The organism is Ulvibacterium marinum (genome assembly GCF_003626755.1).
GTDB classification, from domain to species: Bacteria; Bacteroidota; Bacteroidia; order Flavobacteriales; family Flavobacteriaceae; genus Ulvibacterium; species Ulvibacterium marinum.
The window spans coordinates 24,066-44,535 of record NZ_RBCJ01000002.1; the positions used below are offsets into that span (position 1 = coordinate 24,066).

At 44.6% G+C, this 20,470-nt stretch carries 14 protein-coding genes; 8 read left to right on the plus strand and 6 right to left on the minus strand.

Annotated elements, in window-relative coordinates; translation table 11 throughout:
• Nucleotides 1-55: 55 nt before the first annotated feature.
• Both D7Z94_RS07315 and D7Z94_RS07320 read right to left on the minus strand, forming a co-directional pair.
• Nucleotides 56-2,335: a ligand-binding sensor domain-containing protein gene (locus tag D7Z94_RS07315; protein ID WP_120710926.1), complete on the minus strand. Its 2,280-nt coding sequence runs from the start codon at nucleotides 2,333-2,335 to the stop codon at nucleotides 56-58.
• A gap of 15 nt (nucleotides 2,336-2,350) precedes the next feature.
• Nucleotides 2,351-4,603: a hypothetical protein gene (locus D7Z94_RS07320; protein WP_211341760.1), complete on the minus strand. Its 2,253-nt coding sequence runs from the start codon at nucleotides 4,601-4,603 to the stop codon at nucleotides 2,351-2,353.
• Nucleotides 4,604-4,745: 142 nt separating this feature from the next.
• On the opposite strand from D7Z94_RS07320, the gene D7Z94_RS25620 reads away from it, so the two are divergent.
• Complete coding sequence (locus D7Z94_RS25620) at nucleotides 4,746-4,922, plus strand: hypothetical protein (RefSeq protein ID WP_158594600.1); 177 nt, start codon at nucleotides 4,746-4,748, stop codon at nucleotides 4,920-4,922.
• 27 nt (nucleotides 4,923-4,949) lie between these two features.
• On the opposite strand, the gene D7Z94_RS07325 is transcribed toward D7Z94_RS25620, so the two are convergent.
• From D7Z94_RS07325 to D7Z94_RS07340, 4 genes are all read right to left on the minus strand, one after another.
• Complete coding sequence (locus D7Z94_RS07325) at nucleotides 4,950-5,696, minus strand: formylglycine-generating enzyme family protein (RefSeq protein ID WP_120710927.1); 747 nt, start codon at nucleotides 5,694-5,696, stop codon at nucleotides 4,950-4,952.
• Nucleotides 5,683-6,876 carry a hypothetical protein gene (locus D7Z94_RS07330; RefSeq protein WP_120710928.1) on the minus strand — a complete coding sequence of 398 codons (1,194 nt, stop codon included), beginning with the start codon at nucleotides 6,874-6,876 and terminating at the stop codon, nucleotides 5,683-5,685. Before D7Z94_RS07330 ends, D7Z94_RS07325 begins: the two co-directional genes overlap by 14 nt.
• Before the next feature lie 125 nt (nucleotides 6,877-7,001).
• A complete protein-coding gene (locus D7Z94_RS07335) occupies nucleotides 7,002-8,696 on the minus strand; it encodes a SusD/RagB family nutrient-binding outer membrane lipoprotein (protein WP_120710929.1) in 1,695 nt (564 codons plus the stop codon).
• Between the two features lie 33 nt (nucleotides 8,697-8,729).
• Entirely contained in the window at nucleotides 8,730-12,128 is a 3,399-nt protein-coding gene (locus D7Z94_RS07340; RefSeq protein ID WP_120710930.1) for a SusC/RagA family TonB-linked outer membrane protein, read from the minus strand.
• 623 nt (nucleotides 12,129-12,751) lie between these two features.
• On the opposite strand from D7Z94_RS07340, the gene D7Z94_RS07345 reads away from it, so the two are divergent.
• Genes D7Z94_RS07345 through D7Z94_RS07375 form a run of 7 tightly spaced genes read left to right on the plus strand, consistent with a single transcriptional unit; the run spans nucleotide 12,752 to nucleotide 20,459 of the window.
• Nucleotides 12,752-14,257: a sodium:solute symporter family protein gene (locus tag D7Z94_RS07345; RefSeq protein WP_120710931.1), complete on the plus strand. Its 1,506-nt coding sequence runs from the start codon at nucleotides 12,752-12,754 to the stop codon at nucleotides 14,255-14,257.
• A 4-nt stretch (nucleotides 14,258-14,261) separates the two neighbouring features.
• Nucleotides 14,262-14,477, plus strand: coding sequence for a hypothetical protein (locus D7Z94_RS07350; protein ID WP_120710932.1), 216 nt, complete (start codon nucleotides 14,262-14,264; stop codon nucleotides 14,475-14,477).
• Between the two features lie 26 nt (nucleotides 14,478-14,503).
• Nucleotides 14,504-14,725: a hypothetical protein gene (locus tag D7Z94_RS07355; protein WP_120710933.1), complete on the plus strand. Its 222-nt coding sequence runs from the start codon at nucleotides 14,504-14,506 to the stop codon at nucleotides 14,723-14,725.
• 1 nt (nucleotide 14,726) lies between these two features.
• Entirely contained in the window at nucleotides 14,727-17,354 is a 2,628-nt protein-coding gene (locus D7Z94_RS07360; RefSeq protein WP_158594601.1) for a glycoside hydrolase family 2 protein, read from the plus strand.
• Nucleotides 17,314-18,597, plus strand: coding sequence for a DegT/DnrJ/EryC1/StrS family aminotransferase (locus tag D7Z94_RS07365; RefSeq protein WP_120710935.1), 1,284 nt, complete (start codon nucleotides 17,314-17,316; stop codon nucleotides 18,595-18,597). Before D7Z94_RS07360 ends, D7Z94_RS07365 begins: the two co-directional genes overlap by 41 nt.
• Before the next feature lie 7 nt (nucleotides 18,598-18,604).
• Nucleotides 18,605-19,450 (plus strand): glycerophosphodiester phosphodiesterase, encoded by an 846-nt coding sequence (locus D7Z94_RS07370; RefSeq protein WP_120710936.1) that lies wholly within the window; start codon nucleotides 18,605-18,607, stop codon nucleotides 19,448-19,450.
• 1 nt (nucleotide 19,451) lies between these two features.
• Nucleotides 19,452-20,459 (plus strand): Gfo/Idh/MocA family protein, encoded by a 1,008-nt coding sequence (locus D7Z94_RS07375; RefSeq protein WP_120710937.1) that lies wholly within the window; start codon nucleotides 19,452-19,454, stop codon nucleotides 20,457-20,459.
• Nucleotides 20,460-20,470 lie beyond the last annotated feature (11 nt).

The window sequence follows — 20,470 nt, forward strand, 5'->3', positions numbered from 1 at the left end:
TCTTCCAGCATATCCATGGTTACTATTTTATAATTATTGGAGGTATTGTTCCCTCTTATTGAATTAAATTTAAATAGCGTCCCATCCAATACGGCAGTAACCAAAAAACGGGTTCTCTTAATTGATGGGGATTCCCACTTATTGCATGGTAAGGGTTCCGATCCCAGCGGATGGTCCTATACTCACTTGGAGGCCTTAACTCGTTTACTTGCAAATCTTCCAAGATCGGCTCACGAACTACTTGTAAATCCTCCCTTTTTCCGTTGTCTATCCTCCAATCGATTAAATCCAAAGGGGCATCCTTTAAAAAGAAAATGGAACTTTCCAGTTCATCCGTACCCTTGGTAAAAAGATTATAGGTGAAATTGACAAATGGACTCTTGGCCCCTTTGTTTTTATGGAACCATTGGTCCAGATGCGTTCTATATTCCTTTTGTAATCCCTTATCTTCCTCCGTGCTCATTAAGGGCGGGTAGCAATACAAGGCAAGATAGGTATCAAAGTAAGTCTCCCAAGCCGGATTGGTGGTATACAGTTCTTTTGCATTTTCGAGGTATTTCTCCTCATGTATTAATTTGAGGTACTCTTTTTGATACTTTTCATCTTTTGTAATATGATAAGCGAACTTTAAAAAGGAAAGCAGTTCCAAAGAATTCAATGCCTTTTCGGGATTCCAATCCAAATCACGATTCAAAAGGTCCGGTGACCAGACGCCCCATTTGGTATGCGTATCGTCTACCCCCACAAGGTTAAAATCATTGCGTATAAGATGGTCCATTATTTTACTAAAATGATGAGCCACCCTTTCTTTTTCATCCTCGTCCGCAACCAGGGTATAATACCAATAGTAACCGAACAAATGCCCGCATAGTTCATCGCTGCTCGTATCTCCCTTCCATTTCCATTTACCATCCTTGGAGACATGCCATCGTTTTTCAACACTCTTCTGTCTCGGATTGGCTATTCTTTCCTCGGCCCTTTGTTTCGCATTGTAGGTTCGGTTCATATCATGCGATTTTTTCCAAGAAACCGGGATAATGGTCCTCGCGAAAAAACCGTCTATTTGGGTCACCTCTCGGAGGTAATGCAAAAACTCGAACGCCTTTTTAGCACGTTCTTTGGCCTCAGGGCTTTTTGTTACGGCATATCGAAACGATTCCATGGCCAGGTACATGGCCGTGTACTCGCCATCATTGTCATCATCTTCCCTTTCAATAACCGTGGTATCCCCGGCTATGGGCAGTCTGGATCGGGCAATTATCCAGGGTTCCCTTACATGATGGTCCATTAAGGCTTTATAAAAGAAATCGGCCTTGCCGGCCAAGGTCATTGTCCGATTTTTTATGGCGCTAATACCCTTTGCCGTAGCTATCCAGGCCGTACCGGAGGCATCAAAGGAGATATCCCGTACCTGATCGGACAATAACCACCTTTGTCCCAACAAGACCGAATAGTCCTTGGAGCTTGGTTCAAATCTTGAAATTCCATAGTTGGTTCCAACCCACATTCGGCCATCCGGACCTTTCCTTACAGCGGTAACATCTCCACTTGGAATACCATCTTTTGGTAATTTCTCGCCGATTTTCTGGTTCTGATCCCTAAGGGTAACGCCGCCCATACCACCCACCCATAATATATTATCATGGTCAAAGTCTAGGCCTTTTACCGCCGCACTGATCAAATCCTCGTTGCCCTGGAAAGCTTTGGTCCCGTTTTCCGCACAATGAAAAAGACCAACATCCGTGCCTATCCACAGTCCACTTCTGCCATCGGATAGTACGGCCCGTATACTTTTAGGGACATGATATTCTTTTTTTTGCCATTGGCCCTTATTAAACAACCAGATTCCATCTGGTCCCAAGGCATATACACCTTCTTTGGCGACGGCCAGTTTGCCAATGGGAAAGTCCAACCCTTGTGTTTTACGTGTTTTTTGGGAGGAATAGGTGTACACGCCGTTCCAAGTGGCCAGCCATAAGGTTCCTTCCATATCCATTTTAAGATCATAGGCAGGACCTTGATTCGCACCTTGAATCATTAATTGCCACGTTTTGGCGTCTTTCTTTTTTTGATACACTCCATGTTTGGTCGCTGCCCATAAGGTACCCGTTTTGTCCGAGTAAACCGCTCTTACGTCATTGGCCTCCGGAATGCGCTTGTCAATGATAAAAGGCTCATGGTATTCCTGAAGAAAGGGTTTATCCACATACGCGTTTACTCCAGCGGATAAATCCTTGTTCCCTTTTTCTTTTTCTGAAGAACCACAGGAACCCAATAAAATGATAAATATGTATAATCCCAGCTTTTGCAGGCCGTTGCGATATGGTTTTTTCATTGCTGATGCTACTCGCTATTGTTTTAGAATCCAGACATCGGTTATCCGAGATTGCTGTCTCCAGTTAAGATGGTCCTCATCCGGTTTATCGAAGGTTATGTTTAGTTTACCATCCGTTATTAACTCTTTGGGAAGCGGAAATTCCTTGAATTGTTCAAATCCCTTTTCGTATTTGCTAGGTTTTAAGAGCTCGCCATTTGCCCTTAAAAGAGCTTCCCCATAACCGGAAACGCGAATGATATACTCCGAATTAGGGTCCAACCCGTAATACGCCAAGGTGGGACTGAACTGAAAGAGTTGTGTGGAGAGCCGTTTTCTACTAAGACCGTTATTTTCCCACAGGTAATCTATAGCATCATCGGTCTTAGAGGTCACATGTTTGGCGTCAGCGCTGGAAATGTTGTCATAGAAGCTTCCTGAACCTGGATCTTCATAGGTTCTAAGGAATTCCAACCGCTTTAATTTTTCATCTTCGGTTTTTAGAAGGCTAATTTTTTTGAATTCATCCTCAAGCCACCATCGGTTGTTCAATGGATGGTCGATAAAGTCGAGAATGGCGCCCCTTTCGGAACCGCTGGCATTGTACTTTTCCACACTTGTTTGGGCTCCTACCGAATGGAACAGGGCTTCGGCATATTCAAAGACCTTATTCTTCAAATGTTGGGATATGGGTTCGTTATCTGCTTTTTGCATATGGGCCAGTGCTTTTTCCATCGCTTTTTCGGCCCCCATTTCCGGGGCTGCCTTGAATATTTCGTAAGCCTCTGACTCCAATTTCTTTTCGTATGCCGAACGATCTTGGATATAGGCGTCATAGTAGGCGCGCATAATTAACTGCTGCCACCGCCAATTATCCCGTAGCCCAGGATTTCCAGTCTCCAAGCCTTGCCAAAGGGCCAAGGTTTTTTGAACCGTGGGATTATCCGATAACGGCCCCTCCCAGTTTTTTTCAAGGGCAAAGATGCCCTCTGCCGCTGTTTCCGCCACTTCCGAGCCAAAGAAGAAACGACAATACTCCGTAATCGTCTTGTTTAAATCGATGTTTGGATTCCATCCCAATTGACTCCATACGACTTTGTTGACATCATCATGGGAACCATCCGAATAGGTAATAAACCCATCCGTATGTTGCGTGTCCTCATTAAAGAGTTTGGCGTAGTGCCGGGGTTGGGGGTTGCAGGGCTCCCGACCTAAGGTCAATGCAAAAGCCTGATCCCAATTAGCCGCAGGGTAGTGACAGCGTACGGTATGGGTAATATCTGGATAAAACCGATGCTTGTATTTTTTAGGCAGTAATTGGCGTTCCAATGCAATGGGAGGGCTGCTGGGCCCGTAAACCAATCCCGTGAGCCAATCTGGATCGTGTTCTTCTAGATAATTGAAAAAGTATTCCGCCTTTTCCTCTTCAAAGCCTTGCAACGAAACCCAAATACCCGCCTTAGGATGGTGCTTTTTAAGTATTTCCGAAAGGTCTTGCAAGTAGGGCATAAGATCCGATGGATGGTTGTCGCCAGGGTCGCCCCCTGGTACAAAAACCCCATCAAGCCGTGGACATCTTGCGTAAAAGGCCTCTTGTTGGGCAAGGCCTTCCTTATGTGCATCCTTTTCCGTTAAATCCCGTGGTGCCGGGGTCCAAGCCCAATAATCGGCCTGGTACTTGTTGCAAATTTTGCTGAGTTCCACTTCCATTTTTTGGGGATGAACCTTAAAATGGACACTGGAATTGGGGTCTTGAAAAGGAATGTTCTCAAAACTATTGGCTCCGAACAATACCTGTTCCCGAAAGTGCTGATCAAATTGTTCCACGGTCCATGAATCCCAAGAATTGGCCGTATTTCGATAACCAAATTGATGTCCCCGAATGGCGTATTTCGGCGATTCTGAAAAATCGGTATCCCTGGCAATTTGTAACTGCCCATTCCCTATTTGCGCCGTACGGAGGAGTTTGCCTAGTCCATAAAGTATACCACGGACGTCTGCCCCTATAACCCAGAGGATGTCTTTTCCGTTTTTCTGAATATGTACCAGGCGATATGCTTCGGCCGGCATTGTTTCCATATCTTGAACCTCAGGTAATGGCTCTCCGAACAAATCAGGGTCGTCTTGCAAGGCAAGACCTATGATAGTTCCGTTTTCCCAATTCTTGCCCATTTCAAGCTTCGGGCCATTGCGTTTGTGGAGCTCTTCGAACAAAATAGTTTTAGAGGTACTTCTAAACTGTTCCTCAAGGGTTGTACTTATTAGGAGGGTGGCCTTCGAAAATTTCAATATATCAGAATCCTTTTTACTACATGCGTTGGTGAAGGGTACTAGCAGTAAGCATAGGAGTAGTTTAAGAATATGGCAACGTGCGATACTTGAATTCATCATACTTAGGCTTCAAATCGTTTTATCGAACAGGTTTCATGATATGAAGTTAGCTACTACATGTAATGGGGTAGGTGATACACAAATCTATCTTAAAATTCCTGAGAAGCTTTATGATATATTATTCGTTCCTCATGTTATTTTACCCGAATCGTCCCATATTTCCATTTCCGTTGGCAGATTGGCAAATATAACATCGGCGGACAACCGAGATTCGTAGAAAGCCCTTGGGTTAGGAAAAGGTGGCTTATTCAATATCCTTTGCGCAACGGAAACCTACGGGATAGGCCCGTATATCCTCTGGTAACAAGTAGTAACGTTGCGTAGTCCGCAAAAAGGACTGGTTGTTAAAATTGGAGCCTCCCCGCATAACCTTGTATGTCTCGCCGTATTCTTCCATAGGTGTTTGGTTTCCGGGATAGGGCTGGTACCAATCATTGGTCCACTCCCAGACTCCACCGGCCATATCATAGCACCCATATGGGCTTTCGGGTTTGGCTATGGCCGTTCCACGGGTACTCTTTTGATCCCAGACCACATAGGTGCTATCATAGGTATCTCCCCAGGGAAACATACGGCCATCCGTGCCCCGCGCCGCTTTTTCCCACTCCTTTTCCGTGGGCAATCGTTTTCCGGCCCATTTGGCATAGGCATCGGCCTGTGACCAAGTAACTACGGCCGCGTTACTCTTCTTGTCTTCAGGAAAACGAAACGTCGGGTCGAACTGGGCAAATTCGGCATTGCTTATCTCGTAGCGATCAATGAAGAAGGCTTTGGTAGAAGCGATGTGTTTGGGCCTTTCATCCGGATCTCCGATTTCGCTGCCCATGATAAACGTTCCCGCTGGAACATAAACCATGCCTTTAGGTGGTTCGGGTGGTTTAGGTAAAGTTTGTGAAAAGGTAATAAAAGTCCCAAGGACATAGAATACCAATAGGCCGAGGTGTTTTGAAAAAAAGTGCATAATAGTGGTATTGTGGTTACCAGTTTTCATCGATCAAGTTATAGTATCTTCCAAACCAATAGTTCCGTATCATGGCGGCGGCAGTACCTTCTTCCTCGGCCACCACTTGTTTATAGGTACCGTCCTCTTGCGGCACGTTGAATGTCCTGGTTTTACGATCAAAACCCCACATGTCCTTTATAGTCTGGATGCGATGGTCGTTCAGTACATTTTCATCCATAAGTACTTGATAGACCATGATAAACCATATGGAACTTTCAAAGCTGAATTCCATATCCTTCCAATCATGCCAGTGACGGTTAAGGTTCATACGATATTTGATCAGCAAGTTAGGGTCTTCTTCGTAGCGCATCACCATATAAAGTGACCTTGCCGCGTGGTAATCGTCTCCCGGGTTTCGCCACTCCTTGGGAAACAAGAGTTTTGAATTTATTTGATCGTCATCGTAGTGATAGCGATCAATGAGCATATGATAGGCTGCGGAATACCGCTCCTTGCCCGTGATTTTATGGGCCACTTTAAGGCCTGCCAACATAATCAATGAATTGAGCGCTTGATGCGGAAGGTCTGGGCAGAGATTGCCCCACAGGGTCATTTTTCCGTCCAAATCGGTCAGTTTAAAATTGTCATCAATGATCCTGCCCACAAAACGATCGATAAGTTGGGCTACTTGTTCTTTGTGTGCTCTGTCGGCGCAAAGTTCCCAATAGGTGCCCAATCCATAAAAAATAGAGGTGAACTTGTCAATGCTAAGGTCACCTAACCACCGATACTCGGGCATGGAGGTAGATCGGTGCCATTCGTTGTACCATAGCACCTTTTCATGCCAAAGGGGCTTGTCCGTCTTGTTGTAACTTCGGGCAAAAAGCCCATCTACACCGGTAACCCTTTCCAATTTTAGTATGGCCTCAAAAATTTGATCGGCAATACGCCTGTCCTTGGGGTCTTTGGTAATGGCGTACTTATGGGAATACGCGGCCAGCATTTCACTAGTGGGATCAAGACAATCGGCTTGTTTACCTATTAGGGGCTTTTCAAGACCTGCTGGCGGAAAAAACACCCGTTGCATAATAGCCCCTTCGTTCCAGTGGTTACCCAACATTAATGCATCGAACATTTCCACCTTTTTGTGCAGGGGATCCGTTTTTCTGGGAAAGGCATTGACTTTTTGTCCCTTTACGGGTACCCACGGCCCACAAAGGCAATTCATGAGTAATATAAATAAAAATCGTTTCCGCATGCTCGTAAAGATAAAACTGCCCGGGTTTCCCCGGGCAATTTAAAACTAACTCAAAACAACATCAAATCAATTTACGATGTTTTTTAATTACCGTACTACCATGGCTCCGTAACGCCTTGCAGTATCCAAGGCTTGGACCATTGGCTATCCCCTGAATCGTTTGAGGGATTACTCTCCGTAAACCCTGTGGTCTCCAAGCGGCCAACGGCATCCAGCCAATTGGCTCCATTAGAATTTTTATCCGAATCATCGTATACAAAGCGAACGGGAATAACACTGGAAACCGCCCAAGGTCCGGGGGCCAGATCAGGAAGTCCTGTACGCCTCCAATCCAAATAGGCCTCGGAAGCCGCGGTGAAGGAAGCAATCCATTTTTGCCACATAATTTGCTCCAAGGTGCCATCATAGGCTATTTCGGGCTGGGCTATGTAATCGTCATATTGATCATCGATGCCCCAGGCTTCAAACGAGGCCCGTATACCTTCTTCATATAATGCTCCCGCATCCCCTGAGCCCCATCCTCTTTGGGCGGCCTCGGCCTTTAAAAAGCTAAGCTCGGAATAGGAGAACATACGGGATTTCAGGTAATCCCCGGAGCGCTCCCTAAATTGGACGTTCAACTCGGAGGTGTGTACGCTGGACACTTCCCTGTCCGTATTGGGGTTTAGGTTATACGCCACGGGATCCGCATTGAGTACCGATACGGGAAGGCCTACATATACGCTACTGGTGTCTATAAGTACGTTATTCCCGTCTGCAGCGATATCGAACCAAGTGTCCGGGTCATAAATAAAATAGTTGTTATTGGCCAAGGAATCCTGATTGATGTACCGAATACCAGAAAGAATGGTATCCCTCACGTTATTTGGAATCTCGTCACTGGGCTGCACTTGAATAGGGATGGCTACGGGTGCAAACCAAATATCCTGTCTGGGATCGTTCCATTCCTTTAACAAATCCACCAAGGTGGCACAGGGACGGATCCGAGTAAATCCGGAGGAGTTTCCTTCCTGAAAGAAATTAGGCCAGGAATCGTCATCGTTGTTGCCAAGGAAAGGAATGGACAACTCCTCGTCCACACTCTCGAACATGGGCTTGGATAGCGTAGCTTCTACCCCGCTTTGGGCAAATGAGGGATCTTTTTCGCTCAATCGCATGTAGTAGCGAAGCGTCATGGCATTGGCAAATTTTTCCCATCGCTCCACATCGCCATTAAAGAAAATATCACTAGTAACGCCAACACCAGCTGGCGGATTGGTCCCAAAAATGGCCGCGGCCTCTTGGAACATCTCAATAATTCCTTTGTAAATGTCTTCAGAGGAATCGTATACCGGGGTGGGATACTCAATGGGATTCAGGGATTGACTAAAGGGAACGTCGCCGTAGTAATCCACCAAAAGGCCATAGTTATATGCTTGCAGTACCTTAACAACCCCAATAAGAAAATTATTGGATTGTTCCGTAGCTAGGTCCTCGGCCAATTGCAGGGTTCTTAGGTTATCGTAAAAGTCGGGCCAGTCAGTATCGCCGGAGCCGTCCCATTCATATTTATGGTCACCCCAGCCCTGCTTTTGGGTGTGCTGCATCCAGGCTCCCAAGTATTGGGAATACCCATCCTCGGTAGTATTCCGTAGTAAGGATACCATAACGTTGGTGACCAAAAAGTTGGGGTCACCTTCATTAAGCCCTACCCCATTGGGGTTTTCATTAATATCGGTAATGTCTTCACAGGATGACAATACCATAACTGCGGCCATGGCACCCAAGACAATTTGTTTTAGATATTTCATTATAATATTCTTTTTATGAGTTATAAAAATCGCTTAGAAGCCAAAATTAAGTCGCACACCAACGGGAATGGCAAATGGGTTGGCATTATAGCGTTCTATACCTTGTTTGAACAAAACTCCGGTGTCGCCCACACCTCCGGTAGAAGGTTGGAAGGCTACTTCGGGGTCTATGCCGATATCCGCCGCGGTCCAAAGAATAATGTTTCGGCTGAACAGGGATATCGAGGCCTTGGTAAACCCTATGCTTTTCAGGTATTTATTAGGCAATGCATACGTAAAGGAAATTTCCCGTAGTTTAACGAAATCGGCATCAAAGGTGGCGTTACGGGTAAAGTCCCAGCCGTAGTGATCTTGATATCGCGTAGTAATGGTTCCGGGACCGCCAAGGTTTTCACCAATAATGTTCCCGTCATCATCCACAATAACCCCGGGCATAAAGACCCCATCGTTTAGAGTAATACCTCCTTCCGTATGCTCCAGACCTCCCATTTCTGCGGTAGGGCCTCCTACCAATACATAGAAATCACCGTCCGGGGATAGGTATTGATCCGCATTGGCCCTTAAGAAGCCGGGAACATCGTCCACTCCGCTCAGATCTACTAATTTGTCCAACCAGCGTTGGGTGCGCATATCCGATTCATTGTAACGATAGGTCTGGGAAACGAATTGTCCGCCCTTGCGCCAGTCGAAGTTCATGGATAGGGTGAAGTTCTTGTAGGATATACTTGTTGTCATCCCCGCATTGAAGTCAGGATTAAAATTACCGATTACATCCGCAACCCTGTTCCCATCGGCATCTTGAAGCGTTCTATCACTACTTTCAAAACCACCTTGATCGATTACCGGCCATCCAAAATACTCGGAATTGGGATCTTCTATACGTACCATTCGGGCGTCCACTATTTGGCCTATTTCATCGCCTTCCCAGGAATAGGCACCACCTCTGGCATCATTCCACAATCGTATAAAGGGCGTACCCTCGGGGAGGTCAACGATTTTAGAGACATTGGTGTTAAAGATAAAGCTCATGTCCCAATTCCAAACGTCATTGTCTACTATAGTAAGACCAAGGGAGGCCTCAAAACCTTCACTGCTGGTCTCACCGGCGTTGATAAGCTGTGAGGAGTACCCGGTGGATGAAGGGAAATCTACGTTAAAAATCTGGTTGGTGTTTCGGGCACTATAGTAGGTCGCATCTGCCCGCAATCGATTTTGAAAAAAGGCCAGTTCTATACCAGCTTCCCAAGATTTACTAAGTTCGGCGGAATAACTCGGGTTCAGCAAAGTGCCCGGTACGGAAAGTGTAGGTGCCGAGCCCCAATAACCCCCATTGCTCAATACGTTGGTTATTGCATAGGGGTTTGTATCATTACCCACCTCGGCATATCCGGAGCGTAGTTTTAACAAGGATACTTTAGGTCCTAAATCTACCAGTTCGTTCACCAATAGACTGGCGGATATCGAAGGGTAGAAAAAGGAATTGTTCCCTTCGGGCAAGGTACTGGACCAATCGTTTCGAGCCGTAAGATCTATAAAAAGCGTATTGGCAAAACCTAGGTTCAAAACACCATATAAACTATTTATCTTTCTATGCGATTCTTCGTTCTCGTACCTGAGGTTTCCAGGTGCAATATTGGAGATGCGGAAAAGGTTGGGTACCTCTAGACCCGTCCTATTTTGGTTCCCTATGAGGGAGTTGGCGCTCTTGGCATCCCGAATATTACCCCCGGCCGAAACCGAAAAGTCCCAGTTATCATAGGCCTTGCGGTATGATAAAAGGAAGTCGGCATTTATTTCACGTTGATCGATGTTTTGAAGTCCATAGGTACCATTTATGGCTCGATCATAGCCACTGGATATTTTGGTTTCCCGTTCTTCGTTATACCCATCATAGGTATAGCGCCCCATTAGGTTGAGTCCGGGCAACAACTCCCAATCTACTTTAATATTGCCAAAGATTCTATTTCGTTTAAAACTGTTTAGGGCTTCGTTGGCCAGGAAATAAGGGTTGTTTTGACTAATGTCCGTGGGGTCTTCTCCAAAGGAATAGGGCGAGTGTTGTCTTAACCCTTCAAAACCGTCCAACCAGTAATCCTCCATTTGCCGAACGTCAATATGAGGGGATAGTTGATACAGGGCATGAATTGGATTTACGCCACGATCCCCCCCAGGTCGGTTATTGGAACCGTTTTTCACATAGTTCAAATTTGAGGAGACCGTAACCTGCTCGCTCAGTTTTACGGAAGAATTAAGGCTGATCCCTGTCCTTTTAAGATCGGTGTTGGGAACAAAGCCGGTATTGTCCATGTTGTTTACCGATAGTCGGTAACTTATATTTTCACTACTGTTTTCAATGGATATGTTTTGGGTAGCGGTAACGGCCGTCTGAAAAAAGTTTTCAGGATTGCTGTACGACCTTAATTCCCGGGCCACGGGTACACCGGATTCGATTTCCTGTTGGGAATAGGGCCATTGAATGGCATTAATGCCCTTGTCCAATTCGGGTCCTGCCCAGGCGGATGCGCCCTCATTGATCAAAAGGGCCCCAAAGGCGTTTGAAGGAAAGTTATCTTCCGTATAAGGACGATCCCCGGAAGCAAAACGCCTGTGAGAATTTATATAGCGGAAGGGAATGTCGAAAACCGTACTTGAGGTTACGGTTATGCCCAACCCTTTTTTCGCCTTACCTGATTTGGTCGTAATCAATACCACCCCATTACCGGCACGTGATCCATATAAAGCCGCGGCACTGGCCCCTTTTAATATGGAAACATTTGCGATATCGTCCGGATTGATATCCGATATGGGATTTCCGAAGTCTACGGTGTTCCGATCTCCGAATCCACTAACGTTGTTAAGGGTGTTAAAAATGGGTGTACCATCGATAACGAATAAAGGCTGGTTGTCCCCCGTTAAGGAATTCGCCCCACGGATGACCATGTTTACGGAAGAACCTGGTCCCCCAGTAGAGTTGATGGACACCCCGGAAACCTTTCCGGATAAGGCGTTAAGTGCATTTTCTTGGGGCACGTTGTCCAGAGCATCACCGTCTACCTCACTAACAGCGTAGCCCAGCGATTTCTTTTCCCTTGTGATACCCAAGGCCGTAACCACAACCTCGTCCAGAGCTTCGGATGAAGTGATCATGGTAACGTTAATGGTAGGTCTACCTCCTACGACCACCTCTTGGGTCTCCATACCAAGGTAGGAAAAAACAAGTACAGATTGGGCGTTGGGTACATTAATGGTGTAGTTTCCATCAAAATCGGAGCTTACACCGGTTGTGGTTCCTTTAATGACAACAGATACCCCTGGAAGCAGTTCGCCATCATCGCTGGATACCACCCCTGAAACCTGCTGCTGGCCGTACAGATATACTGTAAACACGCTGCAGAAGAAGAGTGCTAAAAAACTTAGGTTTTTTCTTTTCATTGTTTGTTTAGTTTTAAATATTGTGTCGGCAGTTTTAAAAATTTAAGTCAAAGCTATTTTAAAATTCCTGTGAAAACATAAAGTATATTATTAGTTATCTATGACATTTTGACCTTGATTTGCGATATGTTAAAATAACTCAATTTTTAGGTTAATATAATATTAGTTTTAAGCAATAAACTTTAAAGTCCCGAATTCTTAAACTTGTCCTAAGGCTCTTTTTTTCAAGCTGTTGTGCCTGGCAAAAAATGGAAAATACCATTCTGGAATTTGGAATTAGAGGGTTCGGATAAATTGTAGGTTTTGCATATTATTTTTGTTTTTCCTATGTATCGCTCGCATTCGAATCCAAACTAATGGGTTTTTAATCCACAGTGTTTCGATTTGTAGGCTTTTAATGGTCTTCAGGGGAAGCGTTTAGCAGATGGCAAACGACCTTGTACAGGAAAATGAGCACTAACCAGGATGAAATTTCAAGGACATAAATCTTGACCCAAAATGGGTGAAAACGAGCCTAGAACATATACTAGGGTTTATATACCATAAAAAGACAATAAGATTTAATAAAACAAATTCTTCTTATTCGATTTAATTTGTATTTCCAACCCATAAAACCTTCCCATATGTTGGCCGGAATCGATTATTTTATAGTAATAGCCTATATCGTTGGAATGCTGTTGCTGGGGCTTTATTTCAAGAAATTTGTCAATAATTCCGAAGACTATTTTCTGGGGGGGAAAAGTTTGCCCTTTTGGGCAATCGGTATGTCTATCGTGGTTTCGGACATTGGAGCACTGGATTTTGTCGGGGTATCCGGCCAAGCCTATAGATACGGTGTGGCGGTAGGTAATTTTGATTGGGTGGGCTCCGTACCCGCAATGCTCTTGGCCGCATTTATATTTATTCCCTATTTCTGGCGCGGTGGAATGTACACCATTCCCGAATACCTCGGCAGAAGGTACAATAAGTCGGTGCGTACCATTGCTTCGGCTACCTGGATCTTGTTCTTTGCCCTGGACCTAGGTGTATTGTTTTGGGCCAGTGCGGTTCTTTTAAACGTATTGATGGGTTGGCCTATATGGATATCCATACTGTCTACTGCCGGTGTTGTGGGCCTCTATACCTATTTTGGTGGAATTACGGCAGTGATCATGACGGACGTAGTTCAAATGATCATCATGTTCATAGGAGGTTTTGCCTTGGTTTTTCTTAGTCTTGATGCGGTGGGCGGATGGGAAAATCTGGTAGAGAAAGTGAATACCATGGGACCGGAATACCGAAGCCATTTCGATATTATCCAACCTGTGGATACCACATCGCCCTTTCCGTGGACCGGAATTTTGTTCGGCCTAACTTTTGTAATGGCCAATGCCTACATGATAGGAAACCAATCCATTGTCCAACGTTGTCTTACGGCCAAAAACGAATGGCATGCCAAGGCAAGCATGATTTTTGGTTCGGCCTTAAAGATGTTTATCCCTATATTGGTCTTGTTCCCTGGTTTAATGGCCGTTGTGGTCCATCCGGATTTGGCCGATGGAGACCAGGCGTTGCCCATGATGATTAAAAGTATTCTGCCCCCCGGCCTGGTGGGCCTCATGTTCGCCGCATTTTTTGCAGGCCTAATGTCCAGTGTGGATTCTTTACTGAATTCAACTGCGACCTTATTTACCAAGGATATTTACGAACCGTTCATTAAAAAGGACGGAGATGACAAGCACTATTTAAAAGTAGGTAGGATAACCACATTGGTGTTATTGATTATTGGGGTTGCAACGGCTCCCATCAGTAGTGATTTCCCGGGCATTTATGTTGCCATACAAACCTTTATGTCCTACTTCCAAGGACCGTTGTTCGCAATTCTAATACTCGGTATTTTCTGGAAACGCACCACACAATGGGGTGGGCTTTCGGCTTTGGTCATCGGTATTGGTTTCGCTATTTTCCTTAATGTATTCAAAACGGAATTCTTTACCATTGAAGATCCCTTTTTGTACATTTCATGGTGGTCATTTCTTTTGGGCTTTATTATCAATGTAGTAGTTAGCCTAATGACCAAAAAGCATACGGCCCTTGAATTGGAAGGTTTGGTGTTCAGTGCCCGAATTTTAACTAAAAGCAAAACATAGAACTATGCTCAATTTTGACTGGCTTTCAGGAATTTCACAGGAAACGGCCAAACTGATTTTTTTTAGCCTCTATCTGCTCATTGGCGTATTGGTTCTCCTATTGCCCGACGAATATGTATATGAGGGAATCCCAAAAGAGAACCGTCATTGGTGGAACAATTTAAAACTTTGGTCCTGGACCGTATTGGCCATATTGGCCGTTGTTTACTACCAATTTTAATCCTAACCCTCCTTGAAACAAATACTATGGATCGTAATGCCAAAATTAAAACCGCCCAAATAAACCAAGCCCTAGGTTTTTTCATCTTCGCATTCGGTATTATAATTACCATAGCCATGGCTTTTACCGAAACTTTTGTCCAGCAAATGACAGATTTGGTCGCAGGTCTTGTCTTAATGGCTATTGGAGGAGGTATGATGTGGAGGTCAAAAAGGATTCTTAAGCATCGAAAGCGAGCAAATGAATAGTATGGATTTAGTGAAAACTTTCAGAAGTCGTCTGTCCGAAAATTGGAAAATACAGTCTTCAAAAGATATTTTGGAAAGGGGTGATGTTGTTTCAACGCCCGGTCATGACAAAAAAGCATGGATTCCGGCCCAGGTTCCGGCTACGGTTCTTGGCATTCTGGTCACGAATGAAATAATTGAAGATCCGTATTTCGGGGAGAATCTGAAAAAGATTCCGAAGGCGCTTTTTGAGGTGCCATGGTGGTATGCCACCCGTTTTACACTGGATGATTCCCATTCTAGGGCATTCGCTACACTTCTTTTTGATGGAATAAACTATAAGGCCAATGTTTGGCTCAACGGCAAGCAGATTGCAGATTCAGATTCCATCGATGGTGCCTATCGCAGAACCGAGTTTGATGTAAGTAAATATATCGTAACCGGGGAAAATGTGTTGGCTATTGAAGTAGTGCCTCCAAGACCCGGAGATTTCAGTATCGGTTTTGTGGATTGGAATCCCCCGGCGCCAGATGGTAATATGGGGGTCTTTAGGCCCGTTACACTGGAAATTCATCAAGGGGTACGTATCAAAGATCCCTTTGTACGGACCAAAATAGATTTGCCCCATTTAACGAAAGCAAAACTCACTGTTTCGACTGAATTAAAAAACGATGCCCACAAACCGCTTACTGGGATTCTTAAAGGAACCATAGCGCAATGTATATTTGAAAAAGAGATAACCATCCCTGCAGGAACAACAATAGAGACTCGGTTTACTTCTGAGGAGTTCCCGCAGTTGGTATTTGAAAATCCAAGGCTTTGGTGGCCCGTGAATTTGGGGGAACCCGAGTTGTACGAACTGCAATTGGAGTTCAAAATAGATAATGAAATTTCCAGTTTAAGCCATACCAGTTTTGGTATTCGTGAAGTGGAGGACTATTGGTTGAACGATATTCATCGCGGTTTTAAGATCAATGGTCAAAAAGTACTGATCAAAGGTGCCGGGTGGACGGATGACCTGCTTCTGATGGATACCGATGAAAATTTGGAGGCCGAGGTCAAATATGTGAAACAGATGAACCTCAATTGCATCCGCTTGGAAGGTTTTTGGGGAAAGGACCATACAATTTACGATCTCTGTGATGCACACGGTATTTTACTAATGGTAGGTTGGAGCTGCCATTGGGAACATGAAATACACATGGGCGTACCTGTAGACGAACGCTTTGGCGGGGTGTACAAACAGGAGCATATTGAACATGTGGCGCAAGCTTGGGAAGAGCAGGTTCTTTGGCTAAGGAATCACCCCAGTATCTTTGTTTGGACCGTAGCCAGTGATAAGGTCCCAATAACCGCCTTGGAACAAAGGTATATAGCAACTTTTGCAAAATACGACCCCACTCGGCCGTATTTGAACTCCACTGGAGGTGTTGGTAGTGATCAGCATGTTATCGGTAGTGAGGACGTTATAAGTGAAATCAGCGGTTCGTCGGGGGTTAAGATGTTGGGCCCTTATGCGTACACCGCTCCTGTATATTGGTTTACCGATACAAATTTTGGAGGGGCCTACGGATTTAACACCGAGACCGGACCAGGTGCCCAGGTCCCAACATTACGCAGTTTAAAAAGATTTATTCCTGAGGATAAGCTATGGCCCATCAATGAAACTTGGAATTACCACTGCGGGCTCTATGAGTTCGCAGACCTCGATCGTTTTGTGAAAGCCATTAACCAACGTTATGGCGAGCCTGATTCCCTAAAATCTTTTGATAAAAAGGCGCAGGTGATGAACTATGAGCTCATGCGGCCCATGTTTGAAGCCTTTCAAGTATACAAACAACGATCTACCGGAATAATCCAGTGGATGCTAAATGCAGCATGGCCTAAGATGTACTGGCAATTGTATGACTATTATTTGATGCCCACCGGGGCTTTTTATGCCACACAAAAGGCCCTTTCACCCTTGCATCTCATTTACAATTACGGGAATCATACCATTTATGCAATCAATGACCATTTGAAGGAAGTTAAAAACCTAAAGGCGTGTATACGGGTATACAATAGTTCCTCGGAGCTGCTTTTGAAAGAACATGTTCCCTTCAATGCCCCGGCGGATAGCTCCCTTTCCTTGTTTGAGGTGGATGTATTGAAAAACTTTTCAACGACCTATTTTCTAGATTTACGTTTGTTCGATGAAGACGAAAGGGAAATCGGGATTAATTTTTATTGGCTGTCTACCGAAGAGGAAGTCCTGGACTATGAGGCTAATTTAGGGGAATTCGCTTATCATACCCCAAGTAAGAAATTTGCAGATTTTCGTATGCTCAATGGCCTCCCACAGGTTGATGTGGTTATTGATAGTCATTTAAAAAAGCAAGGTGAGGAGCAGGTCTTTACCGCCCAATTGGAAAATATTGGGGATGCCATAGCTTTTGTGGTTAACCTGGATATCGTTGAGCAGGGAACGGACAAACCTATACTTCCCATATTTTGGGAGGACAATTTTGTAAGCCTGCTCCCCGGCGAAAAAAGATGCTTGCAAGCCACTTTTAAAAGTGATGCCGTTCCAGAATTAGAAGTGAACGGTTGGAATTTAAACAGAATACGTAATGGAAAAACTAGCGATACTAGGAGGGAAGCCCTGCCGTGATATAGAGGTACGCCCATGGCCGAAGTGGCCCGTCTGGGGCAAGGAAGAAGAAAATGCATTGATAGAAGTGCTAAACAGTGGTGTTTGGTCCTATAACGGTCCGAAAGAAACCGAGTTCAATCGACTTTTTGCCGAGTTCACCGGTACAAAATATTCCATTTGCACGGTAAACGGTACGGTTACCATGCAGCTTGCCCTAGAGGCAATGGGAATAGGAGTACGCGATGAAGTCATAGTTCCCGCCATTACCTGGCAGGCTACGGCAGCAACAGTAATAGATGTAAATGCAACACCTATTTTGGTAGACGTCCTGGAAGACACCTGGTGTATTGACCCCGCAGAAATCGAAAAGGCGATAACCCCAAGAACCAAGGCCATAATGCCGGTACACCTTTATGGGGCTTTTGCCGATATGGACGCCATTATGGAAATCGCCAAGAAACACGATCTGTATGTGATTGAAGATTGTGCCCATAAGCACGGGGGGGAATGGAACGGGAAAAAGGCAGGAAGTATCGGCGATGTGGGTAGCTTTAGTTTTCAATTGTCCAAACACCTCACCGCCGGAGAGGGGGGTGCTGTTACCACGGACGACCCAGGTTTGGCGGAAAAATTGGATGCCCTTAGAAACTGCGGCCGTAGACCCGAGGGAGATTCCCTCATTGGAGCGGATAAGGGTATTGGGGACTATGGCGACGATGGTAATTTCATTCAGTCCGGAAACCTAAGGATTACCGAGTTTCAAGCTGCTATCTTAGTAGAAGGCCTAAAACGATTGCCCGAACAAAACGCAAACAGAGATGCCAACGGGGCCTATTTAAATGGCCTTTTAAAAGAAATTCCTGGTATAACCCCTTTAAAAAGAGATTCCAGGGAAACCAAAAAAGCGTATTTTAATTTTGCTTTTCGATACGATACAAATGCATTTAAGGGATTGTCCATAGAAAAATTCAGAACTGCCTTGGAAGCGGAATTGGGTATTGTGGTAGATGCCTGCTATGAGCCTTTGAGTAACTGTGCACTTTATGTACCGCATACCAAACCGGCGAGGCATAAATTAAACGATGCCTATTGGGCTGCTATAGACCCTAAGAGATTTAAGCTACCCAAAGCGGAACGTATTTTTAAAGAGGAGTCCGTTTGTTTGCATCATAAAATCCTTATGGGGACAAAAGCGGATATGGACTTAATTGCGATAGCAATCCGAAAAATCTATGATAGTGCTGAAGAAATAATGATTTAAATTAACGATGGAAAGTGTGGATTTTTTTAGGAATTTATCGATGTTACTTTCCTTTGTTTTTTTAAGCTTATCCGCAACCGGGCAATCAAAAGTTTCTCATGTCTTGCCGCTACAAGGTATTTGTGCTCATCGTGGTGCTATGCAAACACATCCCGAAAATACAATCGCTGCCTTTAAGGAAGCTATCAGAGTTGGTGTGCAAATGATTGAATTCGATGTACGATTGACAAAGGACGACGAGCTAATAATAATGCATGATGAAACTGTCGATAGAACAACAAACGGCTCAGGTTTTGTAAATGACTTGACACTTTCCGAACTACGGAAACTTGATGCCGGATCATGGAAATCTGAAGAATTCACTGGCGAAAAAGTACCGACATTAAAGGAAGTACTTCAAATAATGCCAAAAAACATTTGGCTCAATATTCACTTAAAGGGAGGAAAGAAATTAGGTGTCGAGACTGCAAAACTGGTTATTTCCGAAAAACGAGAGCATCAGGCAGTAATTGCCTGTGAAAGGCAATCCGCAAAAGGTGTTAGAAAGGTTGATTCGGAAATCAAGATTTGCAATATGGAACGTTTGTCATCAAGATCAAAATACATTGCTGCTACCAAAAAACGAGATTATGTATTTATCCAATTGAAAAAAAGTCGAGATAATAATTATTTAAAGAATGATGTTGAGGACTTAAAGAAAAATGACATTCATGTTAATTATGTTCAGGCTGATGAGGCGAAGGAAATAAGTGCGCTATTAGATCTTGGAGTCGATTTTATTTTTACGGACGATTTGGTGCCTATGGTTCGTGTTTTTAATAGGTATACGGCACTTCATAAAAGTAGAAAATGACATGAAGACCATAAAAATAGCACTTATCGGTGCAGGCTATATCGCGGACTACCATATCCGTGGCCTTCAGTGTGTTCCAGAAGTTGAAATTGTGGCCGTTGTGGCAAGAACCAATGAAAGTGCCCAAAAGTTTGCACTTAAATACGGTGTTGCGTATTCGTATAGCGATGTTTCAAAGGTTGCAAATGACCCCAACATTGATGGAGTAATTATATCCACCCCCAACCAATTTCACGCACCCTATGCCTTGGATTGTCTAAAAAACGGGAAAGCCGTTTTTCTTGAAAAACCAATGGGAATCAATGCCCAAGAAGGAAGGCAAATTGGCAAGGTTGCCAAGGAATATGGCCAATTGGTCATGGTAGGCCATATGTGGCGGTTTGATACGGATACGGATTATGTAAAAGACGCCGTAGCTTCGGGAAAACTTGGAAAAATCTTTAAGACCAAGGGATATGGCATTCATGAGAATTGGGGGCCCTCAGGATGGTTTACAAAAAAAGAATTAGCCGGCGGTGGGGCTTTGGCGGATATGGGCGTGCATGCCATTGATTCCATACGCTACGTGCTTGGGGATCCCAAACCTGTAAAGGTCTACGCAAGAATTGCCACGAATTTCGGGGAATATGATGTGGACGATACCGGAATTTTGGTCATTACTTGGGATAATGGAACGGAAAGTATCATTGAAAGCGGTTGGTGGCACCCGCATATGGACGGGCCAGAGGCCGGGGCCGGGGTCTTTGGGACCAAGGGATACGCCAGTTTATTCCCTACTTTTTTGAAAATCACAAAGGGGGAGGAATCGTTTGAGAAAATTGTACCGGATCTTCCGAAGCGTGAAGAACATTGCGACCAGATTATCTATACCCGGCAAATGGAACATTTTGTTGAATGTATTAGAAATAAGGAAACCCCTGTTCCCGGTATTCTGGAGGGTCAGATAGTACTGGATATTGTGGATGCGGCGTATGAGTCTGCAAAGACCGGGGAAGTGGTCCATCTTTAAATGTGTTCCAG

Excerpts from the sequence above, each read along its gene's own strand:
- D7Z94_RS07345 (WP_120710931.1), top strand. The coding sequence starts at position 12,752 with ATGTTGGCCGGAATCGATTATTTTATAGTAATAGCCTATATCGTTGGA.
- D7Z94_RS07355 (WP_120710933.1), top strand. The coding sequence starts at position 14,504 with ATGGATCGTAATGCCAAAATTAAAACCGCCCAAATAAACCAAGCCCTA.
- D7Z94_RS07330 (WP_120710928.1), bottom strand. The coding sequence starts at position 6,876 with ATGAATTGCCTTTGTGGGCCGTGGGTACCCGTAAAGGGACAAAAAGTC.
- D7Z94_RS07325 (WP_120710927.1), bottom strand. The coding sequence starts at position 5,696 with ATGAAAACTGGTAACCACAATACCACTATTATGCACTTTTTTTCAAAA.
- D7Z94_RS07315 (WP_120710926.1), bottom strand. The coding sequence starts at position 2,335 with ATGAAAAAACCATATCGCAACGGCCTGCAAAAGCTGGGATTATACATA.
- D7Z94_RS07360 (WP_158594601.1), top strand. The coding sequence starts at position 14,727 with ATGGATTTAGTGAAAACTTTCAGAAGTCGTCTGTCCGAAAATTGGAAA.
- D7Z94_RS07350 (WP_120710932.1), top strand. The coding sequence starts at position 14,262 with ATGCTCAATTTTGACTGGCTTTCAGGAATTTCACAGGAAACGGCCAAA.
- D7Z94_RS07375 (WP_120710937.1), top strand. The coding sequence starts at position 19,452 with ATGAAGACCATAAAAATAGCACTTATCGGTGCAGGCTATATCGCGGAC.
- D7Z94_RS07370 (WP_120710936.1), top strand. The coding sequence starts at position 18,605 with ATGGAAAGTGTGGATTTTTTTAGGAATTTATCGATGTTACTTTCCTTT.
- D7Z94_RS07365 (WP_120710935.1), top strand. The coding sequence starts at position 17,314 with ATGGAAAAACTAGCGATACTAGGAGGGAAGCCCTGCCGTGATATAGAG.
- D7Z94_RS07340 (WP_120710930.1), bottom strand. The coding sequence starts at position 12,128 with ATGAAAAGAAAAAACCTAAGTTTTTTAGCACTCTTCTTCTGCAGCGTG.
- D7Z94_RS07335 (WP_120710929.1), bottom strand. The coding sequence starts at position 8,696 with ATGAAATATCTAAAACAAATTGTCTTGGGTGCCATGGCCGCAGTTATG.
- D7Z94_RS25620 (WP_158594600.1), top strand. The coding sequence starts at position 4,746 with ATGAAGTTAGCTACTACATGTAATGGGGTAGGTGATACACAAATCTAT.